Annotated in this window: 12 protein-coding genes; 4 read left to right on the forward strand and 8 right to left on the reverse strand. The window is 68.8% G+C overall.

Annotated elements, in window-relative coordinates:
* On the reverse strand, positions 1-1,149 hold the full coding sequence (locus LZ005_RS04445; protein ID WP_237805091.1) for a diguanylate cyclase: 1,149 nt from the start codon (positions 1,147-1,149) through the stop codon (positions 1-3).
* Positions 1,150-1,406: 257 nt separating this feature from the next.
* Here LZ005_RS04445 and LZ005_RS21865 point away from each other — a divergent pair, with 257 nt between their 5' ends.
* The gene (locus LZ005_RS21865; protein WP_237805093.1) at positions 1,407-3,950 is read left to right on the forward strand and encodes a chemotaxis protein CheW; all 2,544 of its coding nucleotides are present in this window, start codon (positions 1,407-1,409) and stop codon (positions 3,948-3,950) included.
* On the opposite strand, the gene LZ005_RS04455 is transcribed toward LZ005_RS21865, so the two are convergent.
* Complete coding sequence (locus LZ005_RS04455; RefSeq protein ID WP_237805095.1) at positions 3,947-5,416, reverse strand: methyl-accepting chemotaxis protein; 1,470 nt, start codon at positions 5,414-5,416, stop codon at positions 3,947-3,949. The two genes, LZ005_RS21865 and LZ005_RS04455, sit on opposite strands and share 4 nt — an antisense overlap.
* 212 nt (positions 5,417-5,628) lie before the next feature.
* Positions 5,629-7,863, reverse strand: coding sequence for an NADP-dependent isocitrate dehydrogenase (locus LZ005_RS04460; protein WP_237805097.1), 2,235 nt, complete (start codon positions 7,861-7,863; stop codon positions 5,629-5,631).
* Between the two features lie 167 nt (positions 7,864-8,030).
* Between LZ005_RS04460 and LZ005_RS04465 the strand changes: the two genes are divergently transcribed.
* The 3 genes from LZ005_RS04465 to LZ005_RS04480 all read left to right on the forward strand — a co-directional run bounded on the left by LZ005_RS04465 (position 8,031) and on the right by LZ005_RS04480 (position 10,652).
* Positions 8,031-8,345 carry a hypothetical protein gene (locus tag LZ005_RS04465; RefSeq protein ID WP_237805099.1) on the forward strand — a complete coding sequence of 105 codons (315 nt, stop codon included), beginning with the start codon at positions 8,031-8,033 and terminating at the stop codon, positions 8,343-8,345.
* Positions 8,346-8,419: 74 nt separating this feature from the next.
* A complete protein-coding gene (locus LZ005_RS21740; protein ID WP_307727771.1) occupies positions 8,420-9,991 on the forward strand; it encodes a methyl-accepting chemotaxis protein in 1,572 nt (523 codons plus the stop codon).
* Between the two features lie 55 nt (positions 9,992-10,046).
* The gene (locus tag LZ005_RS04480) at positions 10,047-10,652 is read left to right on the forward strand and encodes a hypothetical protein (RefSeq protein ID WP_237805101.1); all 606 of its coding nucleotides are present in this window, start codon (positions 10,047-10,049) and stop codon (positions 10,650-10,652) included.
* A gap of 5 nt (positions 10,653-10,657) precedes the next feature.
* Here LZ005_RS04480 and LZ005_RS04485 read toward each other — a convergent pair whose 3' ends face one another.
* The 5 genes from LZ005_RS04485 to LZ005_RS04505 are packed head-to-tail and all read right to left on the reverse strand — an operon-like array spanning position 10,658 to position 17,747.
* On the reverse strand, positions 10,658-11,251 hold the full coding sequence (locus LZ005_RS04485) for an Hpt domain-containing protein (protein WP_237805103.1): 594 nt from the start codon (positions 11,249-11,251) through the stop codon (positions 10,658-10,660).
* A 1-nt stretch (position 11,252) separates the two neighbouring features.
* Positions 11,253-12,182 carry a diguanylate cyclase domain-containing protein gene (locus tag LZ005_RS04490; protein ID WP_237805105.1) on the reverse strand — a complete coding sequence of 310 codons (930 nt, stop codon included), beginning with the start codon at positions 12,180-12,182 and terminating at the stop codon, positions 11,253-11,255.
* Positions 12,179-15,598, reverse strand: coding sequence for a hybrid sensor histidine kinase/response regulator (locus LZ005_RS04495; RefSeq protein WP_237805107.1), 3,420 nt, complete (start codon positions 15,596-15,598; stop codon positions 12,179-12,181). Before LZ005_RS04495 ends, LZ005_RS04490 begins: the two co-directional genes overlap by 4 nt.
* The gene (locus tag LZ005_RS04500; protein ID WP_237805109.1) at positions 15,595-16,947 is read right to left on the reverse strand and encodes an oxygenase MpaB family protein; all 1,353 of its coding nucleotides are present in this window, start codon (positions 16,945-16,947) and stop codon (positions 15,595-15,597) included. The genes LZ005_RS04495 and LZ005_RS04500 overlap by 4 nt, the downstream gene beginning before the upstream one ends.
* Complete coding sequence (locus tag LZ005_RS04505; RefSeq protein ID WP_237805111.1) at positions 16,944-17,747, reverse strand: carotenoid biosynthesis protein; 804 nt, start codon at positions 17,745-17,747, stop codon at positions 16,944-16,946. Before LZ005_RS04505 ends, LZ005_RS04500 begins: the two co-directional genes overlap by 4 nt.
* Between the last annotated feature and the right edge of the window lie 62 nt (positions 17,748-17,809).

Raw genomic sequence — 17,809 nt, forward strand, 5'->3', positions numbered from 1 at the left:
TCAGGCGGCGGGCGCGCTGCTGACGCGGTTGCGCCCGCCGTTTTTGGCTGCGTACAGGGCGCGGTCGGCGCGCGCCATCAGGCTGGCGATGCTGTCGTCCGGCCCCTGCAGACAGGCGCAGCCGATGCTGGCCGTGTACTCGGGCAGGCCGGCCGCGCGCCCGCCATGCGCGAGCCGGCTGCGGATGCGCTCGGCCACGGCGCTGGCGCTGGCCAGTTCGCTTTCGGGCAGCAGGATCAGGAATTCCTCGCCGCCGATGCGGCCGACCACATCGATCGTGCGCAGGGTCGACTGGATGCCGGCCACGGCATGGGCGAGCACGCGGTCGCCGGTGGCGTGGCCGTGCGCATCGTTGATGTGTTTGAAGTGGTCGATATCGAGCATCAGCAGCGAGAACGGGCGGCCGTGGCGGCGCGCGCGCGCCAGTTCGCCGTCGAGCGCCTCGAGCGCGGCGCGGCGGGTGGCGGCGCCGGTCAGCACGTCGACATTGGCCATGCGTTCGAAATCGGCGCGCACCCGTTCGCTGGCCAGCAGCACCACGCCGAGACAGGTCAGCATGCCGCCAATGCTGAAGGAGGCCAGGTAGACGGTCTGGATCCAGCCGGGGTCGAAGCGCGTGGCCGTGCTTGCCTCAAGAAAGGGCGCCGTGACGGCGCGCAGCAGCAGCACGGCGCAGCGCACGGCCAGAATCGCGGCCAGCAGGCGTCCGGCGAAACTCAGGCCGAAGCGCCAGTGCAGGCGCGCATGGGTGGCCGTCACCACCAGCAGGGTCAGCGCGTAGAGCACGACGCGCACGCGGTAGTCGGGCCAGATGAACATGAAGGCCGCCAGCGCCGCCAGCGCGGCCAGGCCGAACAGCAGCCAGCGGCGCAGCGACAGCGTCTGCTCGTAGAAGGCGGCGCTGCCGAACAGATTCAGGCCGCCGCTGGCCATCGACAACGCATTGCTCAGCATGGCCACGAGCGGCGCGGCCAGTATCCCTTCCAGACCAAAGGCCAGCGCCGACAGCGCACCAAGCAGGGGCGACAGCGCCCACAGCCCGGTGCCGCGCAGCGGACGCGGATAGTAGTGGCGCATGCCGAGCAGGATGCAGGCCATCAGCAGCCCCATGATCCCAGTGACGGCATTGATCGTGCGCAGGTCGAGCATAAGCGGCGGTGAAGTGGTAATTGACCAAGATTATACCCACGCAAAGTTGCCGGTCGTCACAGCCGCCAACCAATAGTTTGGCATGGGAATTGCTTATCAAAGTGTTCAGGACTTTTGCATTTGATAATCCTGACCGGCTTGCACCACTTTCTCGCGCCCGCCGCCATCCGGTGCGCGCGCAACCCAAAACGGTGCAAGCTCCAGCGGACAAAAGGACGCGGCCACAAGCCGCGTTGATGTATTGGCGAGGAGTAGGCGTGGCACGCTACAAGAATGTGGAAATCGATGGGGAGCTGGTGGAGCTGCTCCCGTACATGCGGACGGTCGAGGACTACCGCGAATCCCTGCAGAGCCTGCAGGCGGTCTGGGACAATCTGAACCTGCTCGGCCAGCTGTCGGGCACGGCGGCGGACATGACCGAGACGCGCGCCGCCTTCGCCGGTCTCAGCGACAGCCTGCTCAATCACCTCGGGCGCGAGATCCTAGCCAAGACGGCCGCCGAGCTGCGCGCCAAGGCCCAGGTGACGATCGATATGCTGGTGCGCAATCTGTTCGAGCGTACGGCCGATATCGGCTTCCTGGCCACCGACGAGGACGTGCGCGCCTGTCTGGCGGCGCCGTCGGAGGCCGCCGTCGGCGCCCTGCGCCAGCGCTTTGGCGCCTACCGCGCCAAGTATTCGGTGTACGCCGATATCCTGCTGTTCGACAGTGCCGACCAGCTGCTGGTGCGCCTCGAGTCGGGCGCCGCGCCGAGCGAGACCGATCGCCGCTTTGTCGAGCGCGTGCGCGCCTCGGACGCGCCCTACACCGAGGCCTACCGCCGCTTCGACTGTCTGGGCGCGGCGCCGGCCCTCGTGTATGCGGCGCGGGTCGGCAGCGGGCAGGGCGTGCTGTGCCTGGTGTTCCGCTTCGACGATGAGATGCGCCGCATCTTCTCGGCCCTGGCCGGCGAGCGCGGCGTGCTGCTGCTGCTCGACGCCGATGGCCAGGTCCAGGCCAGCGCCGATCCCTTCCATGTGGCGCCGGGCGCGCGCCTGCCGCAACTGGGCGCGGCCGCCTGGCGCGTGATCGAATTCGGTGGCAATGACTATCTGTTCTGCGCCTGCCAGGCCCAGGGCTTTCAGGGCTATCAGGGGCCGGGCTGGCGCGGCGCCGCCTTGCTGCCGCTGCGCCACGCCTTCCATACCGACGCGGCGCGCCTGCTGGCCGATATCGACCCGGCGCTGCTGGCCGTGGTCATGGAGCACACCAGCCTGTACAGCGAGGCCCTGCGCGCGATTCCGCTCCAGGCCGAACGCATCCAGCGCGATCTGAACCGCTCGGTGTGGAATGGCACGGTGCTGCAAAGCGGCAGCCAGCGCTCCTCGAATCCGGCCTTCTCCAAGGTGCTGCTGGCCGAGATCAGCAAGACCGGCGAGCGCACGCGCGAGATGTTCGCGCGCTCGATCGCCGACCTGCGCGCCACCATCGTCTCGACCGTGCTGCACGACTGCCGCTTCTATGCGGCGCAGGCGGTCGACATCATGGATCGCAATCTGTACGAGCGCGCCAACGACTGCCGCTGGTGGGCCCTGAGCACGGCCTTCCGCCAGGCGCTGGCCGACGGTAGGCCGGATGCGGCGCGCCGCGCTGAGCTCAGCCGCATCCTCGCCTACATCAACCGCCTGTACAGCGTGTACACGAATCTGCTGCTGTTCGACGCCAGCGGGCGGGTGGTGGCCGTCTCGCAGGACAGCGCGGCCGAGCTGGTCGGCCAGCGGCTGGAGGCGCCGTGGGTCGCGCGCACGCTGGCGCTGCGCCATCCGCAGGAGTATGTGGTGTCCGACTTCGAAGCGAGCCCGCTGTACGGCGGCGCGCCGACCTATGTGTATGCGGCGGCCGTGCAGGCGCCGGATGCGTCGGCCGTGGTGGGCGGCATCGCCATCGTGTTCGACAGCGCGCCGCAGTTCAGCGGCATCCTGCACGATATTCTGCCGCGCGCCGGCGGCTTCGCCTTGTTCGCCGACGAGCAGGGGCGGGTGATCGCCAGTTCCGATGGCCGCTATGCGCCCGGCCACTGTCTGCCGCCCGCGCTGCTGCGCACGGGGGCGCCGCCGGCCGCGCTGGTGCACGTGGCCGAACTCGATGGAACGCTGTATGCGATCGGCCAAGCCGAGTCCTGCGGCTACCGCGAATACAAGGGGCCGGACGACGTCTACCGCAACCCGGTGCGCGCCTTCGTGTTCCAGCCGCTGTGCGCGGCGCGCGCCGCCAGCGCCGCGCCGCAGCCGGCGCTGGCCCTGCGCGGCGACCGTGCGCGCGCCGGCGGCGACACGCGCGAGATCGCCACGCTGCGCATCGGCGCCAACTGGTACGGGCTGGCCTCGGCCGACGTGGTCGAAGCGGTCGAACGCCAGCCGATGGTGAGCATCAAATCCGAGGCCGGGGTGATGCAGGGCTACCGCATGATCGACAAGACCCCGGTGCCGGTGTTCTTCCTCGGCACCGCCCACGATGAGGCCAGCGCGGCCCAGCAGATCGTGATCCTGCGCCACCCCGAGCAGGGGCGCTTCGGCATCCTGGTCGATGAACTGGGCGCGATCGCCGATGTCGACGTCGCGCGCCTGAAGCCGCTGCCGGCCGAAATCAGCTGGGGCCGCAATGTGATGACCGAGTCGGTGCTGATGCTGAATCAGTCGGCCCAGCCGGGCCTGCTGCAGGTGATGAGCGCGGCGCGCATCTTCACCTGGCTGACGATGGCCTGCCCGGAGGCGGCCACGCCGCCGGCCCTGACGGCGGCCATGCTGGCCGAATACGCCTAGCGCGCGGCCAGGCGCGGCAGGGTCGGGGCGGCGCCGCCGGAACCGACGCGGAACATGCGCACGGCCTGGTCGAGCAGCTGCGCCTGTTCGCGCAGACGTTCGGCCGCGGCCGCGCCTTCTTCCACCAGCGCGCTGTTCTCGGCGGCGGCGTCGTCGAGCGCGCGCAGGGCCTGGTCGACGTGGGTGATGCCCTCGCTCTGGGCGCGGCTGGCGGCGGCGATATCGTGCATCAGCTCGGCCACGGCGCGCGTGCGGTCGACGATTTCGGCCATCGTGGTGCCGGCCTCCTGCACGTAGCCGGCGCCGGCGGTGGTGTTCTGCACCGAGGTTTCGATCAGCTGCTTGATGTCCTTGGCGGCGGCGGCCGAGCGCTGCGCCAGGCTGCGCACTTCGGAGGCCACCACGGCAAAGCCCTTGCCCTGCTCACCGGCGCGCGCCGCTTCCACGGCCGCATTCAGCGCCAGGATATTGGTCTGGAAGGCAATGCCGTCGATGACGGTGATGATGTCGGTGATGCGGCGCGAGGAAGCGTCGATCGCGCCCATCGCGCTGACCACGCGTTCGACCACGGCGCCGCCGCGCTGGGCCGCCTGGGTGGCCTGGCCGGCCAGCTGATTGGCCTGCTCGGCATGGCTGGCGTTGTTGCGCACGCTCTCGGTCATGTGTTCGACCGCATCGGCCGATTGCATCACGGTCTGGGCCTGGCGTTGGGTGCGCTGCTCGAGATCCATATTGGCGGCGGCCACCTCGTCGGCCGTGTGGGCGATGCTGATGGCGCCGTCATGCACGGCGCCGATGGCCTGGCGCAGCTGGGCGATCAGGGCTTCGAGCAGCTGGCCCGATTCGCTGCGCGGGGCGCTGGCCGGGGCCGACAGGTCGATCACGCCCTGCTGGGCGCCGACCAGGCCGGCGACCCGGCTGCGCAGTTCGATGGCGCGCTCGGCATCGCGCTTGAGCAGCACCGACACGTAGCACAGCACGGCGCTTTCCACCACGACGAACAGGGCATGCACGACCACGCGCATGAAGCTCGGGGCGGTGAAGCAGATCACGCCATAGCCGAGTTCCTGCAGCTGATTGAAGCACAGGTGGTGGACCGCCACCACGCCGGCGCCGACCAGGATCACGCGCCAGTCGCGGTAGACGACCAGGAAGGCCAGCAGCACGAACACGCCGAAGTGCAGCTCGGTGACGCCGCCGCCCTGGTGGATGTGCAGGCCGGTCATGGCCATCAGGCTGAAGGCCACGCTGGCGTGGGTCAGGAAGGCGTCCGGGCTGCGCAGGATCAGGATGGTCGGCAGGGCGGCGAAGGGCAGGCCGAACAGCAGGGCCCAGTTCAGGGTGTCGTGCATGCCGGACAGGCCGAGGGCCAGGACGAACAGGCCCCAGATGACGATCAGCATCATCCGGCTGGCTTGTTGGAATTCGGGGACGGCGGTATCAGTGGTGGCGGTGATGGTATTCATGGTTCCGGTCGGTGAAGGCGGGAAGAGGGCCGACAGGGGCGGGGGCGGCGCGGTGAGGCTCGTGTATGCACGATTGTAACTGTTTCTTGGTCGTAGCCAAACCGGTTTTAATAGAGAATATCCTCGCTAATTGTCGATTTGTCCAGGACAAAATAAGTGGGGACGAAAAAAGAGCCACGCCGTAACGTGGCTCTTTTGGCAAGCCGCCGGGCTTAGGCCTGGAAGGCGGCCAGGGCGGCGTTGAAGGTGGCGCTCGGGCGCATCACGGCTTTCACCTTGACGTCGTCCGGCTTGTAGTAGCCGCCGATGTCGGCCGGCTTGCCTTGCACGGCCAGCAGCTCGGCGACGATCGTGGCCTCGTTCTCGGTCAGGGACTTGGCCAGCGGCGCGAAGGCGGCGGCCAGTTCGGCGTCCTCGGTCTGGGCGGCCAGTTCCTGGGCCCAGTACATCGACAGGTAGAACTGGCTGCCGCGGTTGTCGAGCTCACCGGTCTTGGGCGAGGGCGACTTGCGGTTGTCGAGCAGCTTGCCGGTAGCGGCGTCGAGCGTCTTGGCCAGCAGCTTGGCCTTGTTGTTACCGCTCTTGATGCCGAGGTCTTCGAAGCTGACGGCCAGGGCCAGGAATTCGCCCAGCGAATCCCAGCGCAGGTGGTTTTCTTCGACCAGCTGCTGGACGTGCTTCGGTGCCGAACCGCCGGCGCCGGTTTCGTACATGCCGCCGCCGGCCATCAGCGGCACGATCGACAGCATCTTGGCGCTGGTGCCCAGTTCCAGGATCGGGAACAGGTCGGTCAGATAGTCGCGCAGGATGTTGCCGGTCACCGAGATGGTGTCCAGGCCGCGGCTGACGCGCTCGAGCGTGTAGCGCATGGCGCGCACCTGCGACATGATCTGGATGTCGAGGCCGCTGGTGTCATGCTCCTGCAGATAGGCCTTGACCTTCTTGGTCAGTTCGGCTTCGTGCGGACGGTAGGGGTCGAGCCAGAACACGGCCGGCATGCCCGAGTTGCGCGCGCGCGTCACGGCCAGCTTGACCCAGTCGCGGATCGGGGCGTCCTTCACCTGGCACATGCGCCAGATATCGCCTTCCTCGACGTTCTGGCTCAGCAGCACTTCGCCGGTGGCCAGGTCGGTGATATTGGCCACGCCGTCTTCGGGGATCTCGAAGGTCTTGTCGTGCGAGCCGTATTCCTCGGCCTGCTGGGCCATCAGGCCGACGTTCGGCACCGTGCCCATGGTGCGCGGATCGAAGGCGCCATGCCATTTGCAGAAGTTGATGATCTCCTGGTAGATGCGGGCGAAGGTGCTTTCCGGGATCACGGCCTTGACTTCCTTCAGGCGGCCGTCGGCGCCGTACATCTTGCCGCCGGCGCGGATCATGGCCGGCATCGAGGCGTCCACGATCACATCGTTGGGCGAGTGGAAGTTGGTGATGCCCTTGGCCGAGTCGACCATGGCCAGGGCCGGACGGTGTTCCTGGCAGGCGTGGAAGTCACGGATGACTTCGTCGCGCTGGGAGGCCGGCAGCGTGTCCAGCTTGGCGTACAGGTCGGCCATGCCGTTGTTGACGTTCACGCCCAGTTCCTTGAGCAGGGCGCCGTGCTTTTCAAACGCTTCCTTGTAGAAGGTGCGCACGCAGTGGCCGAACACGATCGGGTGCGAGACCTTCATCATGGTCGCCTTCACGTGCAGCGAGAACATCACGCCATCCTTGCGCGCGTCTTCGATCTGCTTTTCGTAGAAGGCCAGCAGGGCCTTGCGGCTCATGAACATCGAATCGATGATCTCGCCGTCGAGCAGGGAGACTTTCGGCTTCAGGACGATGGTTTTGCCGCTCTTGGTGATCAGTTCCATCTTGACGTCGCGCGCGCGGTCCAGGGTCATCGACTTCTCACCGTGGTAGAAGTCGCCGCTGGTCATGTGCGAGACGTGGGTGCGCGAGGCCTGCGACCATTCGCCCATCGAGTGCGGGTTCTTGCGCGCGTATTCCTTGACGGCGCGCGGCGCGCGGCGGTCGGAGTTACCTTCGCGCAGCACCGGGTTCACGGCCGAGCCGATGCACTTGCTGTAGCGCGCCTTGATGGCTTTCTCTTCCTCGGTCTTCGGATCGGCCGGGTAGTCGGGGATCTTGTAGCCCTTGTCCTGCAGTTCCTTGATGGCGTTGAGCAGCTGGCCGACCGAGGCGCTGATGTTCGGCAGCTTGATGATGTTGGCATCCGGCTCCAGGGTCATTTTGCCCAGCTCGCTCAGGGTATCGGGCACACGCTGTTCAGGCGTCAGGTACTCGGGGAAATTGCCGAGGATACGGGCGGCCACCGAGATGTCGCTTTGTTCGACCTGGATCCCGGCCGCCTTGGCGAAAGTGGTGACGACGGGCAGGAAGGCGTGGGTCGCCAGCAGGGGCGCCTCGTCGGTGAGAGTGTAGATGATGGTCGAATTGCTGCTCATGGGCTGTGTGCTCCGTCGGAGGGAGAAGTTGGATGGCGTTGCGGCTGGATTATGGTCTTATATAAGACATAAGACAGAATCCACATTATGCATTAGCTTTTCACGATATACAACACGTATAAGTGTAGTACATTCGCGCGCCGCCGCCGGAATGTTAGAGTGGCCAGATGGACAAGCTGATCTTTTTACAGCGCGCCGCGCCGCCCAAACCACCCCTGGGCCAGCCCTGCAATGGCTGCGGCGTGTGCTGTGCGGCGGCCACCTGTCCGCTGGCGCGCCTGGCGCTCGGCCAGTGGCGCGGACCGTGCCGCGCGCTCGAATGGGATGCGGCCCTGGCCTGCTACCGCTGCGGCCTGCTGCGCCAGCCGCAGGCCTATCTGCGCTGGCTGCCGGCCGCGCTCGGCCCCTGGTTCGGGCGGCGCGCGCGGCGCTGGATTGCCGCCGGCGTCGCCTGCGATTCGTCCGCAAACGTTGCCGATTAGCAACGAGTGAGAAAATAAAGTTAAGGCGCACCTGCACCAAGTCGGAGTAAAGTTGCACCTGGGAGGTGCATACAATGAACAACTTTACAATTTCGACCCGGATTCGCTTCCTGGTAATTTCTCTGTCCGTCATGTTGGTGCTGATCGGGGCCGTCGGCCTGTGGAGCACGTCCAAGACGAATGACGCCGTGCAAACCGTGTATGCCGATTGCACCGTGCCGACCGCCCTGCTGGCCTCGGTCAACCGCCAGAACCTGCGCAACCGCATTGCGCTGGCCTATGCGGTTATGGAAAACCAGCCCGACAAGCTGGCCGCCACGCTCAAGCAGATCGAAGAAAACATGGCCGTCATCGACAAGAGCTGGCAGGCCTACCGCGTCACCATCCTGTCCGACGAGGAAGGGCGGCTGGCGCGCGAATTCGAAACCAGCTATGCGACCCTGCTCAGCGAGGGTCTGCGTCCGGCCATCGCGGCCCTGCGCGCAGGCGACCTCGATCAGGTGCGCAGCCTGATGCTGAGCAAGGTGCGCACCCTGAACACGCCGACCGCCAACGCGCTCGACGGCCTGATCAAGCTGCAAAGCGAACTCGCGCGCGCCGAGTACGAGAAAGCCGTGGCGCGCTACGCCCAGGTGCGCAACTGGCTGATCGCCGGCATCGTCGTTGCCGTGGTGCTGGCCAATCTGATGGGCTTTGCCATGGGCCGTTCGATCGGCGCGGCGCTCGGCCAGGCGGTCGACACGGCGCATGCCGTCGCCGGCGGCGATCTCAGCCGCACGATTGAGATCAGCGGCAATGACGAGGTGGCCGAGCTGCTGCGCGAGCTGCAGACCATGCAGGCCAGCCTGCTCAACCTGGTCGGCAAGGTGCGCCACGGGGCCGACACGGTCGCCACGGCCAGCGGCGAGATCGAACACGCCAACCAGGACCTGAGCGCGCGCACCGAAGCCCAGGCCAGCGCGCTGGAAGAGACGGCCGCCTCGATGGAGGAGCTGTCGAGCACGGTCAAGCAGAACGAGGACAATGCGCGCCAGGCCAATCAGCTGGCCAAACAGGCCAGCAACGTGGCGCGCGAAGGCGGCGACGTCGTGCATGCCGTGGTCGATACCATGCAGGACATCAGCGCCTCCAGCCAGCGCATTGCCGACATCATCAATGTGATCGACGGCATCGCCTTCCAGACCAATATCCTGGCGCTCAATGCCGCCGTCGAGGCGGCCCGCGCCGGCGAGCAGGGCCGCGGTTTCGCCGTGGTCGCGGGCGAGGTGCGCAGCCTGGCCAGCCGGTCGGCCGAGGCGGCCAAAGAAATCAAGGCCTTGATCACCGAGAGCAATAGCCGGGTGGCCCAGGGCGCCGAGCTGGTCGGCAAGGCCGGGCGCACCATGGACGAAGTGGTCAGCAGCATCCAGCGCGTGACCGACATCATGGGCGAAATCAGCGCCGCCAGCAGCGAGCAGAGCATGGGCGTCAGCCAGGTCGGCGAGGCCATCACCCAGATGGACCAGGCGACCCAGATGAATGCCGCCCTGGTCGAGGAGATGGCGGCCGCCAGCTCCGGCCTGCGCCAGGAAGCCCAGGAGCTGGTCAACGCCGTGGCCGTGTTCACGCTGCCGGCCGGCAGCGGCCGCGCGCTGGCGGTCCGATGACGATCATTGGGCCTTTGCAGCGCCGCCAAAACATCGTAAGCTCTTCGGCTTCTGCATGAGTTTTCGGGCCTCGGCCTTTGATGTGATGCGCGATGATGCAAGCCCCTTCGAGTGGCTGGCGGGCCAGGCCAGGGACGACCTGCATGGCCTCGGCCAGTTACTGATCGAAATCGAATGTGCCAAGCTGGGCATGGTCCTCAACGATATCGAGGCCGTGCGCGCCGACGCCAGCCTGCGGCCGGGCAGCGTCGTGTATGGCGGGCTGTGCTCCCAGGTCGGGCGTGTCGCTCATCTGATGACGGGTCTGTGCAAGATCGGCGAATCGGCCTGCGCGGTGGCGGCGCCGGGCCAGCTGCCGGCCGACGCGGAGGCGGTGCAGCTCGGGCTGCAGGCCTTTGTGCGCCAGTTCCAGGAGCTGGAAACGGGCCTGCGCCGCGCCGTCGAGACCGACATCGCGTTTTTGTCCTGCGACGCCGATGTGCTGCTGACCCACCCCGAACTGCGCGCGCTCGAGACCCTGCAGCGCCGCTTCTCGCTGTGCAATGCCAGCCTCCTCGTGATGTCGGCGCGCTGGCGCGAACTGGCCGACACGGCGCGCGACAAGGCCGCGTTGTACGCCGCCAGCCTGGTCAGTCCGGCCGACTCCTTCCAGATTCACTGAGCGTTTCACCGCGCCGCGCCGGTCTCCAGGCGCGCGGCCAGTTCGGCCGCCAGCGCGGCGGCGGCCTCGGTCTCCAGATCGGCGAACAGGGCCGCAATCCGTTCGAGCTGGGGCGCGTGGGCGCTGCCGGCCAGCGCGGCGCCCGCCTGCTCGAGCAGGGCGCCGGCGCTGTAGTCGCCGGCGGCCAGCAGCGGCACCAGGCGCGCCAGCAGAGGCGCGGCGGCGCTGGCGGCGGCGACCGGCGGCGCGGCCGGGGCCAGCAGCTGCAAGGCCGCGTGGGCCGCCTCGAAGGCCTGCACGAAGTCCTGGATCAGCCGCGGCAGCTGGGCGTGGGCGCCGTCCCGCACGGCATCCTCGACGGCGGCGGCGGCCTGCTGCAGCTGCAGCGCGCCAAGCAGCGGCGCCGATCCCTTGATCGGATGGGCCAGTTCGGCCACGGCCGTGTAGTGGCCGGCGGCCGCGTGCGCGCGCACACGCTGCGGCAGGTCGGCATAGGCGCGCACAAAGGCCTGGGCGGCGCGCAGCACCAGGTCACGCTTGCCGTTCGATAGCGTCAGCGCGGCGTCGAAATCGATCACGGTCTGCAGCGGGGCCACCATCTCAGGCTGCCTCCTCGGCGTCGCCGGCGCGCCAGGCGATCTGATTGCGCCCGCCCTGCTTGGCCAGGTACAGCTGCTGGTCGACCGCTTCGAACAGGGCGCCCGCGGTTTCGGCGCCGCGCCCGCCGTAGGTGGCGCCGCCGACGCTGATCGTCAGGCTCGGGCCGACCGGCGAGGCGGCATGGGCGATCGTCAGCTGGGCGACGGCCTGGCAGACGCAGGCCACCAGATGGCGGGCCTGGGCGGCGAAGGTGTCGGGCATCAGCAGCACGATCTCCTCGCCGCCGTAGCGGCAGGCCAGATCGGCCGGACGCCGCATGAAGCTGGCGCAGGTGCGGGCCACGGCGCGCAGCGCGCGGTCGCCGGCCGGGTGGCCGTAATGGTCGTTGTACTGTTTGAAGCAGTCGATATCGAGCAGGGCCACCGACAGCGGGCGCCCATTGCGCTGGGCGCGCCGCCATTCGCCCTGGTAGACCTCGTCGAAGCGGCGCCGGTTGGCCAGCTCGGTCAGGGCGTCGACGTGGGCCAGGCTTTCGAGCAGGCGGCGCTGGCGCACCAGCTGCAGATGCATGGCCACGCGCGCCATCACCACGGTGGCGTTGAAGGGTTTCGCGATGTAGTCGGCGGCGCCCAGCTTCAGGCCATTGGCCTCGTCCTCGGGCCGGTCCAGGCCGGAGATGAAGATCACGGCGATGCCGGCCGTGGCCGGGTCGGCGCGCAGCTGGCGCAGCACCTCGTAGCCGTCCATATCGGGCATCATCACGTCGAGCAGGATCAGGTCGGGCGCGTGGCGCTGCGCGCGTTCGAGCGCCTGCGCGCCGTTCTTGGCCAGCAGGACCGTGTATTCGGGCTTGAGCAGCTCGCCCAGCACCTGGCGGTTGATGGCGTCATCATCGGCCACCAGCACCTTCGGCATGTCGACTGCGTTCATGCAGCTTCTCCCAGATTGATCTCCAGCGCCTGCGCCAGCGCCGCCAGCGGCGCCTGCGCGGCCGCGTATTCGATGTCGTCCACGGCGGCGCGGATCGCCTCCAGCAGGGCGCCGTGGGGCGAGGCCGCCAGCAGGGTCTGCAGCTCGGCCAGCGCATCCTCGGCGCGCGCGTCGTCGTGGCGCAGGTGGGTCTCGAGCTGGCGCACCAGGCGCGCCACGTCGGCCGGATCGTAGGCCGCCGGCGGCGGCGGCGCGCCGATCGCGGCCAGGCCCTGCACCACGCTCTCGCAGCTGGCGATCAGCAGCGGCACCAGGGCGGCCGCCTGTTCGCGCTCGCCGGCGCGCAGCGCCTGCTCGACTGCATTCGCCTGCGCCGTCAGGCGGCCCGCGCCCAGATAGGCGCCGCTCGACTTCAGATTATGCGCCAGGCGCTGGATCGTGTCGAAACTGGCCGTGGCCAGCGCCTCGCGCAGGGTCTGCGGCGCGCTTTGATATTCCTGCACGAAGCTGCGGATACGCTGGCGCAGGCGGCCCTGCTTGCCGCTGGCGTGGGCCAGCGCCTGGTTCCAGTCGAGGCCGGCGATCAGCGGCAGCACCAGGGCCTCAGCGCCGTGCCCGTCGGGCGCCAGCGGGGCCGGGGCCGGCAAGGGCCGGCCGGCCAGGCGCTCGGGCGCAATCCAGCTCAGCAGCGCACGGAACAGCAGATCGGGGTCGATCGGCTTGGTGATGTGGTCGTTCATGCCGGCCGCCAGGCTGCGTTCGCGGTCGCCGGCCATGGCATGCGCCGTCATGGCGATGATCGGCAGGCCGGCGCGGCCCGGCAGGGCGCGGATCTCGCGCGTCGCCGTCAGGCCGTCCATGCCTTCCATCTGGATGTCCATCAGCACCAGGTCGTAGTCGCCGGCGCGCACCATCTGCACGGCTTCGGCGCCGTTCACGGCCACGTCCACCTGCAGGCGCGCGGCGGCCAGGAAGTCGAGCGCCACTTCGCGGTTATTCGCATTGTCCTCGACCAGCAGGATGCGCGCGCCGTCCAGGCGCGACAGGTCGGCCAGCTGGGCCGGCATCGGCGGCGGGTTCTGGCCGGCCAGTTCGGGACGCAGCACCTGCAGCAGGCTGTGATACAGCAGGGCCGGGCCGACCGGCTTGACGAGGAAGGCGTCGACTGCGATATCGCCGGCCTGGGCCACGACGCCTTCGCGTGTGGTGGCCGACACCATCAGGATGGCCGGCGGGGCGGCCTCGCGCGCGTCGGCGCGGATGCGTTCGATCGTCTCGACCCCGTCCAGGCCCGGCATCGCATAATCCATCAGCACCACCTGGTAGGGCAGGCCGCGTGCGCTGGCGCGCGCCAGGCACTGCAGGCATTCCTCGCCCGAGGCGGCGCTGTCGGCCTGAATCCCGAAGGCGCTCAGCATCTCGACCAGCGCATCGCGCGCGCTCGGGCTGTCGTCGACCACCAGCACGCGCACCTGGCGCAGTTCGGCCAGGGCGCTGGTCGGGTCGGCATCGGCGCCGGCTTCGCCCAGGCCCAGGGTGAAGCTGAAGCAGCTGCCCACGCCCGGCGTGCTGGTCACGCTGATGCTGCCGCCCATCAGCTCGACCAGCTGCTTGCAGATCGACAGACCGAGGCCGGTGCCACCGTACTTGCGCGTGATCGAGCCGTCGGCCTGGCTGAAGGACTGGAACAGGCGCGCGATCTGGCCGGCGTCCATGCCGATCCCGGTATCGCTGACCGAGAAGCGCAGCTGCACCTGGCCCGCGCTGCGCGCCAGCAGGTCGACCGCCACCACGATCTCGCCGCGCTCGGTGAACTTGACGGCGTTGTTGGCCAGGTTGATCAGCACCTGGCCCAGGCGCAGGGGATCGCCGACCAGGCGCGCCGGCACCGCGCGGTCAACGCGGAACACCAGCTCGACCTTCTTGGCGTCGGTCTTCACCGCCGTCAGGCTGGAAAGATGGTTGAGGATGTCGTTCAGATTGAACGGCACCTGCTCGAGCGCCAGCTTGCCGGCCTCGATCTTGGAGAAGTCGAGAATGTCGTTGATCAGGCCGAGCAGATGCTCGCCGGCGCCGAGAATCTTGCCCAGGTAGTTGCGCAGCTTGGGATCGGGATCGGCCATCAGGGCCAGCCGGCTCATGCCGATGATGGCGTTCATCGGCGTGCGGATCTCGTGGCTCATATTGGCCAGGAAGTCCGATTTCATGCGCGTGGCCGCTTCGGCGCGCAGCATGGCCGTCTGCATGGCCTTGGTGCGCAGACCGAGGATGCGCATGAAGACCAGCATGTCGAAGGTATTGCCGAACTGGAGGGAATGCAGGGTCCAGAAATTGGCGCCGACCGTGCCATTGATGACCTGGGACAGCACCACCGCCGACAGGAAGGACACGGCCCAGCCGACCAGGAAGTAGATGCCGACCCGGTCGCCCTGGCGCGCGCGCTGGAAGGCGCCGGGCAGGCCAAGCAGCATCGGCATCAGGCCGAGCGTGTTGACGATCAGGACCAGCACCTTGACGTCGAACAGGTCGCAGCCATAGGCCACGGCGGCCAGCACGCAGGCCGCGGCCAGGGCGCGCATCAGGCGGCTGAACAGGCGGTCCATGCCGGGGCGCGCCAGCGCGTGGCCGACGAACAGGTAGGCGCCGCAGGCCGACATCAGGGCGAACAGGCCGCCCGCGTGCATCGCCATCCAGACGCTGTCATGCCACAGATACTGGGCGCCGAGGCCCGAGAACTCGAGCGAAAACAGGGTGGTCCCGGCCAGCAGCAGCGCGTATTTGCCGAACAGGTGCTCGCGCAGATTGATCCATTGGGCCAGGCTGTACAGCAGCAGGCACAGGGCCAGGCCGACCAGCAGGCCTTGCAGCATCTGCTCGTCGAGCGCGCGCTGCAGATAGCCGGATGGCTTGGACAGGCGCACCGGCAGGATCATCGAGCCGCTGTTCTCGACGCGCAGCAGCAGCACGTAGTTGGCGCCCGGCTCCAGCAGCAGCGGCAGGGCCGGCGCGCGCGCGTCGAGCGCATCGCGGTGGCGCGGCTGCAGATTGCCGAGCACCGCGCTGTAGACCAGCTTGCCCTCGCGCGTGAGCAGCACGTCGATCCGGTTCAGCACCGCGTAGTCGATGTCGAGCACCCAGCGGCCGTCGCTGTTGGCGGCCACCGTCAGCGGGATGCGCAGCCAGACGGTGTCGCGCGCCACGCCCAGCGTCGCATAGGCGCCGGCGGGCGGCTGGAACTGGGCGCTGGCGGCCAGCACCCGTTCGATGCTGTAGTGGCTACTGTCCTCGCTCAGCACGTTGACGGCCGGCCAGGCTTCGATCTGGGCGCGGGCGTCATCGAGCACCAGCGGGGCGCTGGCGTGGGCTGGCGCCAGCATGGCGCAGCACAGCAGGAGCAGGGACAGGAGGCGGATCATGCGCGGGATTCCTTCGGCGGTGGGGCGGCGCGCCCGGTCATGCGCCGTTCCAGCGCATTGACCCAGGCCGGCGCCTTGGGGTCGCTGCCCCAGCCGGCCGCAGTGGCGCCGACCTGGTTGAGCAGGGCGGTCGGCAGCTGCAGCGGGCGGGTCTGGTCGAGCAGCAGACGGGTGGTGAAATGGTAGCCAAGCGCGCGCGAGAACATGCGCGTCAGCGAGAACTGCGGCAGCAGCAGGCGCACCAGGCTGTCGATGGCGCGCGTCAGCCCCATGCCGAGCGCGAACAGTAGGCGTGGCAGCAGGCCCACCTGCTGGTCCAGCCCGAGTTCGGCGGCGACCTGCGGCCCGCACAGATAGCGCGTCATCAGCACCGGCACCGGCTTGAGCACGCGCAGCGGAATCACATCGGCCATGGCCGCCATCAGGGCCTGGCCCAGGGCCGGGCGCGGATCGGGCGCATACGGGTGGGCGCGCCCACTGGCCTGCAGGCGCGCGAACTGGGCGGCGGCGGCGTCGACACTGTGCGGCAGCAGCGCGTCGTCGATGCCGATCACGTGGCCCAGCACATTCCAGGTGTGCAGATAGGCCTGTTCGTCGGCCGGCGCGAAGCCGATTCCAAGTTTGCGCAGCCCGGCCAGGAAGATGTAGTGGAAGGTCAGCAGCGTGTAGGCCAGCTCCTCCTGGTTGACCGGCAGGCCGTCGCGCGCCGTGTCCCAGCCATGCGCGTACAGGGCCTGGTGCAGGCTGGCCGGGGCGCTGGCGCTGGCCAGCGGCGCCAGCGTGGCCGGCGCCGCCTCGGGCGCGCCGCGCAGCACCAGATGGCGGATCATCGCGTGGATCAGGCGCACCTTCAGGGCCTGGGCCAGGCCCGCGCCCTGCGGCGTGCACAGCCCGCCCTTGAGCATCACCGGGAAGATCATCGCCGCCGTCATGCGGATCCGGTAGTCGGTATGCGCTTCGAGCTGGCCGGCCGCGTGCAGCACGGCGGCCAGGTCCGGCACCACATAGCACTGCGGCAGGCTGGCGCAGAACAGCAGGGTGCAGGACATCATGCTCATCTCGTAGAACAGGGTCTCGGCCCGTTCGATGGCGGCCGGATCGGCCCAGGACGGCAGCTGGCTGGCGCTCGCCAGGTAGTGCTGGAGCGCGGCCACCGCCTCGGGCGGCAGCGGCGTGGCCGGCTGCCAGCTGGCCAGAGCGGCATTGCTGTCCCAGCGCGCGAATTCACGGTTGAGCAGAGCGACGCGCGTCCACAGGGCCGCTTCGTCGGCGCAGCCGGCCAGGGCGGCGCTGATGGTGGCATCGGCCAGCGGGTCGGCGCGTAGGCGCAGCGGATCGGGGGCGCTCATTGGGCCGCTCCCGCCGCGACCGGCTGCCAGCGCTGATAGCCGCACAGCGCGGCCAGCAGCGGAATCCCCATCGCGAACACGGCGATCGTGCGCGTCTCCACGGGCGCGCCCTGGCAGGCCTGGAACAGCATGCTGCCGCCGTAGACGGCCAGCGGCACCAGCGCGTGGCGCTTGTCGAAGGTCTGGCTGGCCTGGGCCGGGGCCTTGCCCAGGCTGAGGCGGAAGGCGAGGATGATGGCGCCGCCGACGACGGTCCAGCCGACGAAGCCCTGCAGGGTCTCGCCAAACCACCAGCCATCGGTCTTGGCCATGATCCAGGCCTTGAGCACATACACCATGTAGGGATCGGCGCCGAGGTCGTAGGCGCACACGATCAGGGCCGCCAGCAGGGCCATCACGAGGTTCTGGCCGAGCGACGCGGCATTGTCGCGCGCGGTTTGCCAGACCAGCAGATTGGCGATTACATAGCCGGTGTAGCTGAGCGCGAACCACATCAGCGGAATCACCACCGGCACTGCGCCAATGCGCGGGCCGAGCACCTCGGTGTAGACGTAGTCGCCGAAGAACCAGCCGCGCGTGGCGCCCATCTGTTCGGCGAACCAGCCGAAGCTCACGCCGAGCAGCACGAAACGCAGGGCGGCGCGGGCGCCGAGCAGGTGGATCGCGCTGGCCCAGCAGCAGGCGAACATCAGCACCGAGGCGATGATCAGGGCGACGGTGGTGTCCGACCAGGCGCGGCTGGCGGTGGCGGCGAGAAAGGCGAGCAGCAGGGCGGCGCTGATGCCGGGCAGATGCTTCATGGGGCGGGTGTCCTTTGCGGAGCGCGCGGGACGGTCGGCACGCAGCCGCGCCACCCGCGCGG

The organism is Massilia sp. TS11 (genome assembly GCF_022012445.1).
GTDB lineage: Bacteria > Pseudomonadota > Gammaproteobacteria > Burkholderiales > Burkholderiaceae_D > Telluria.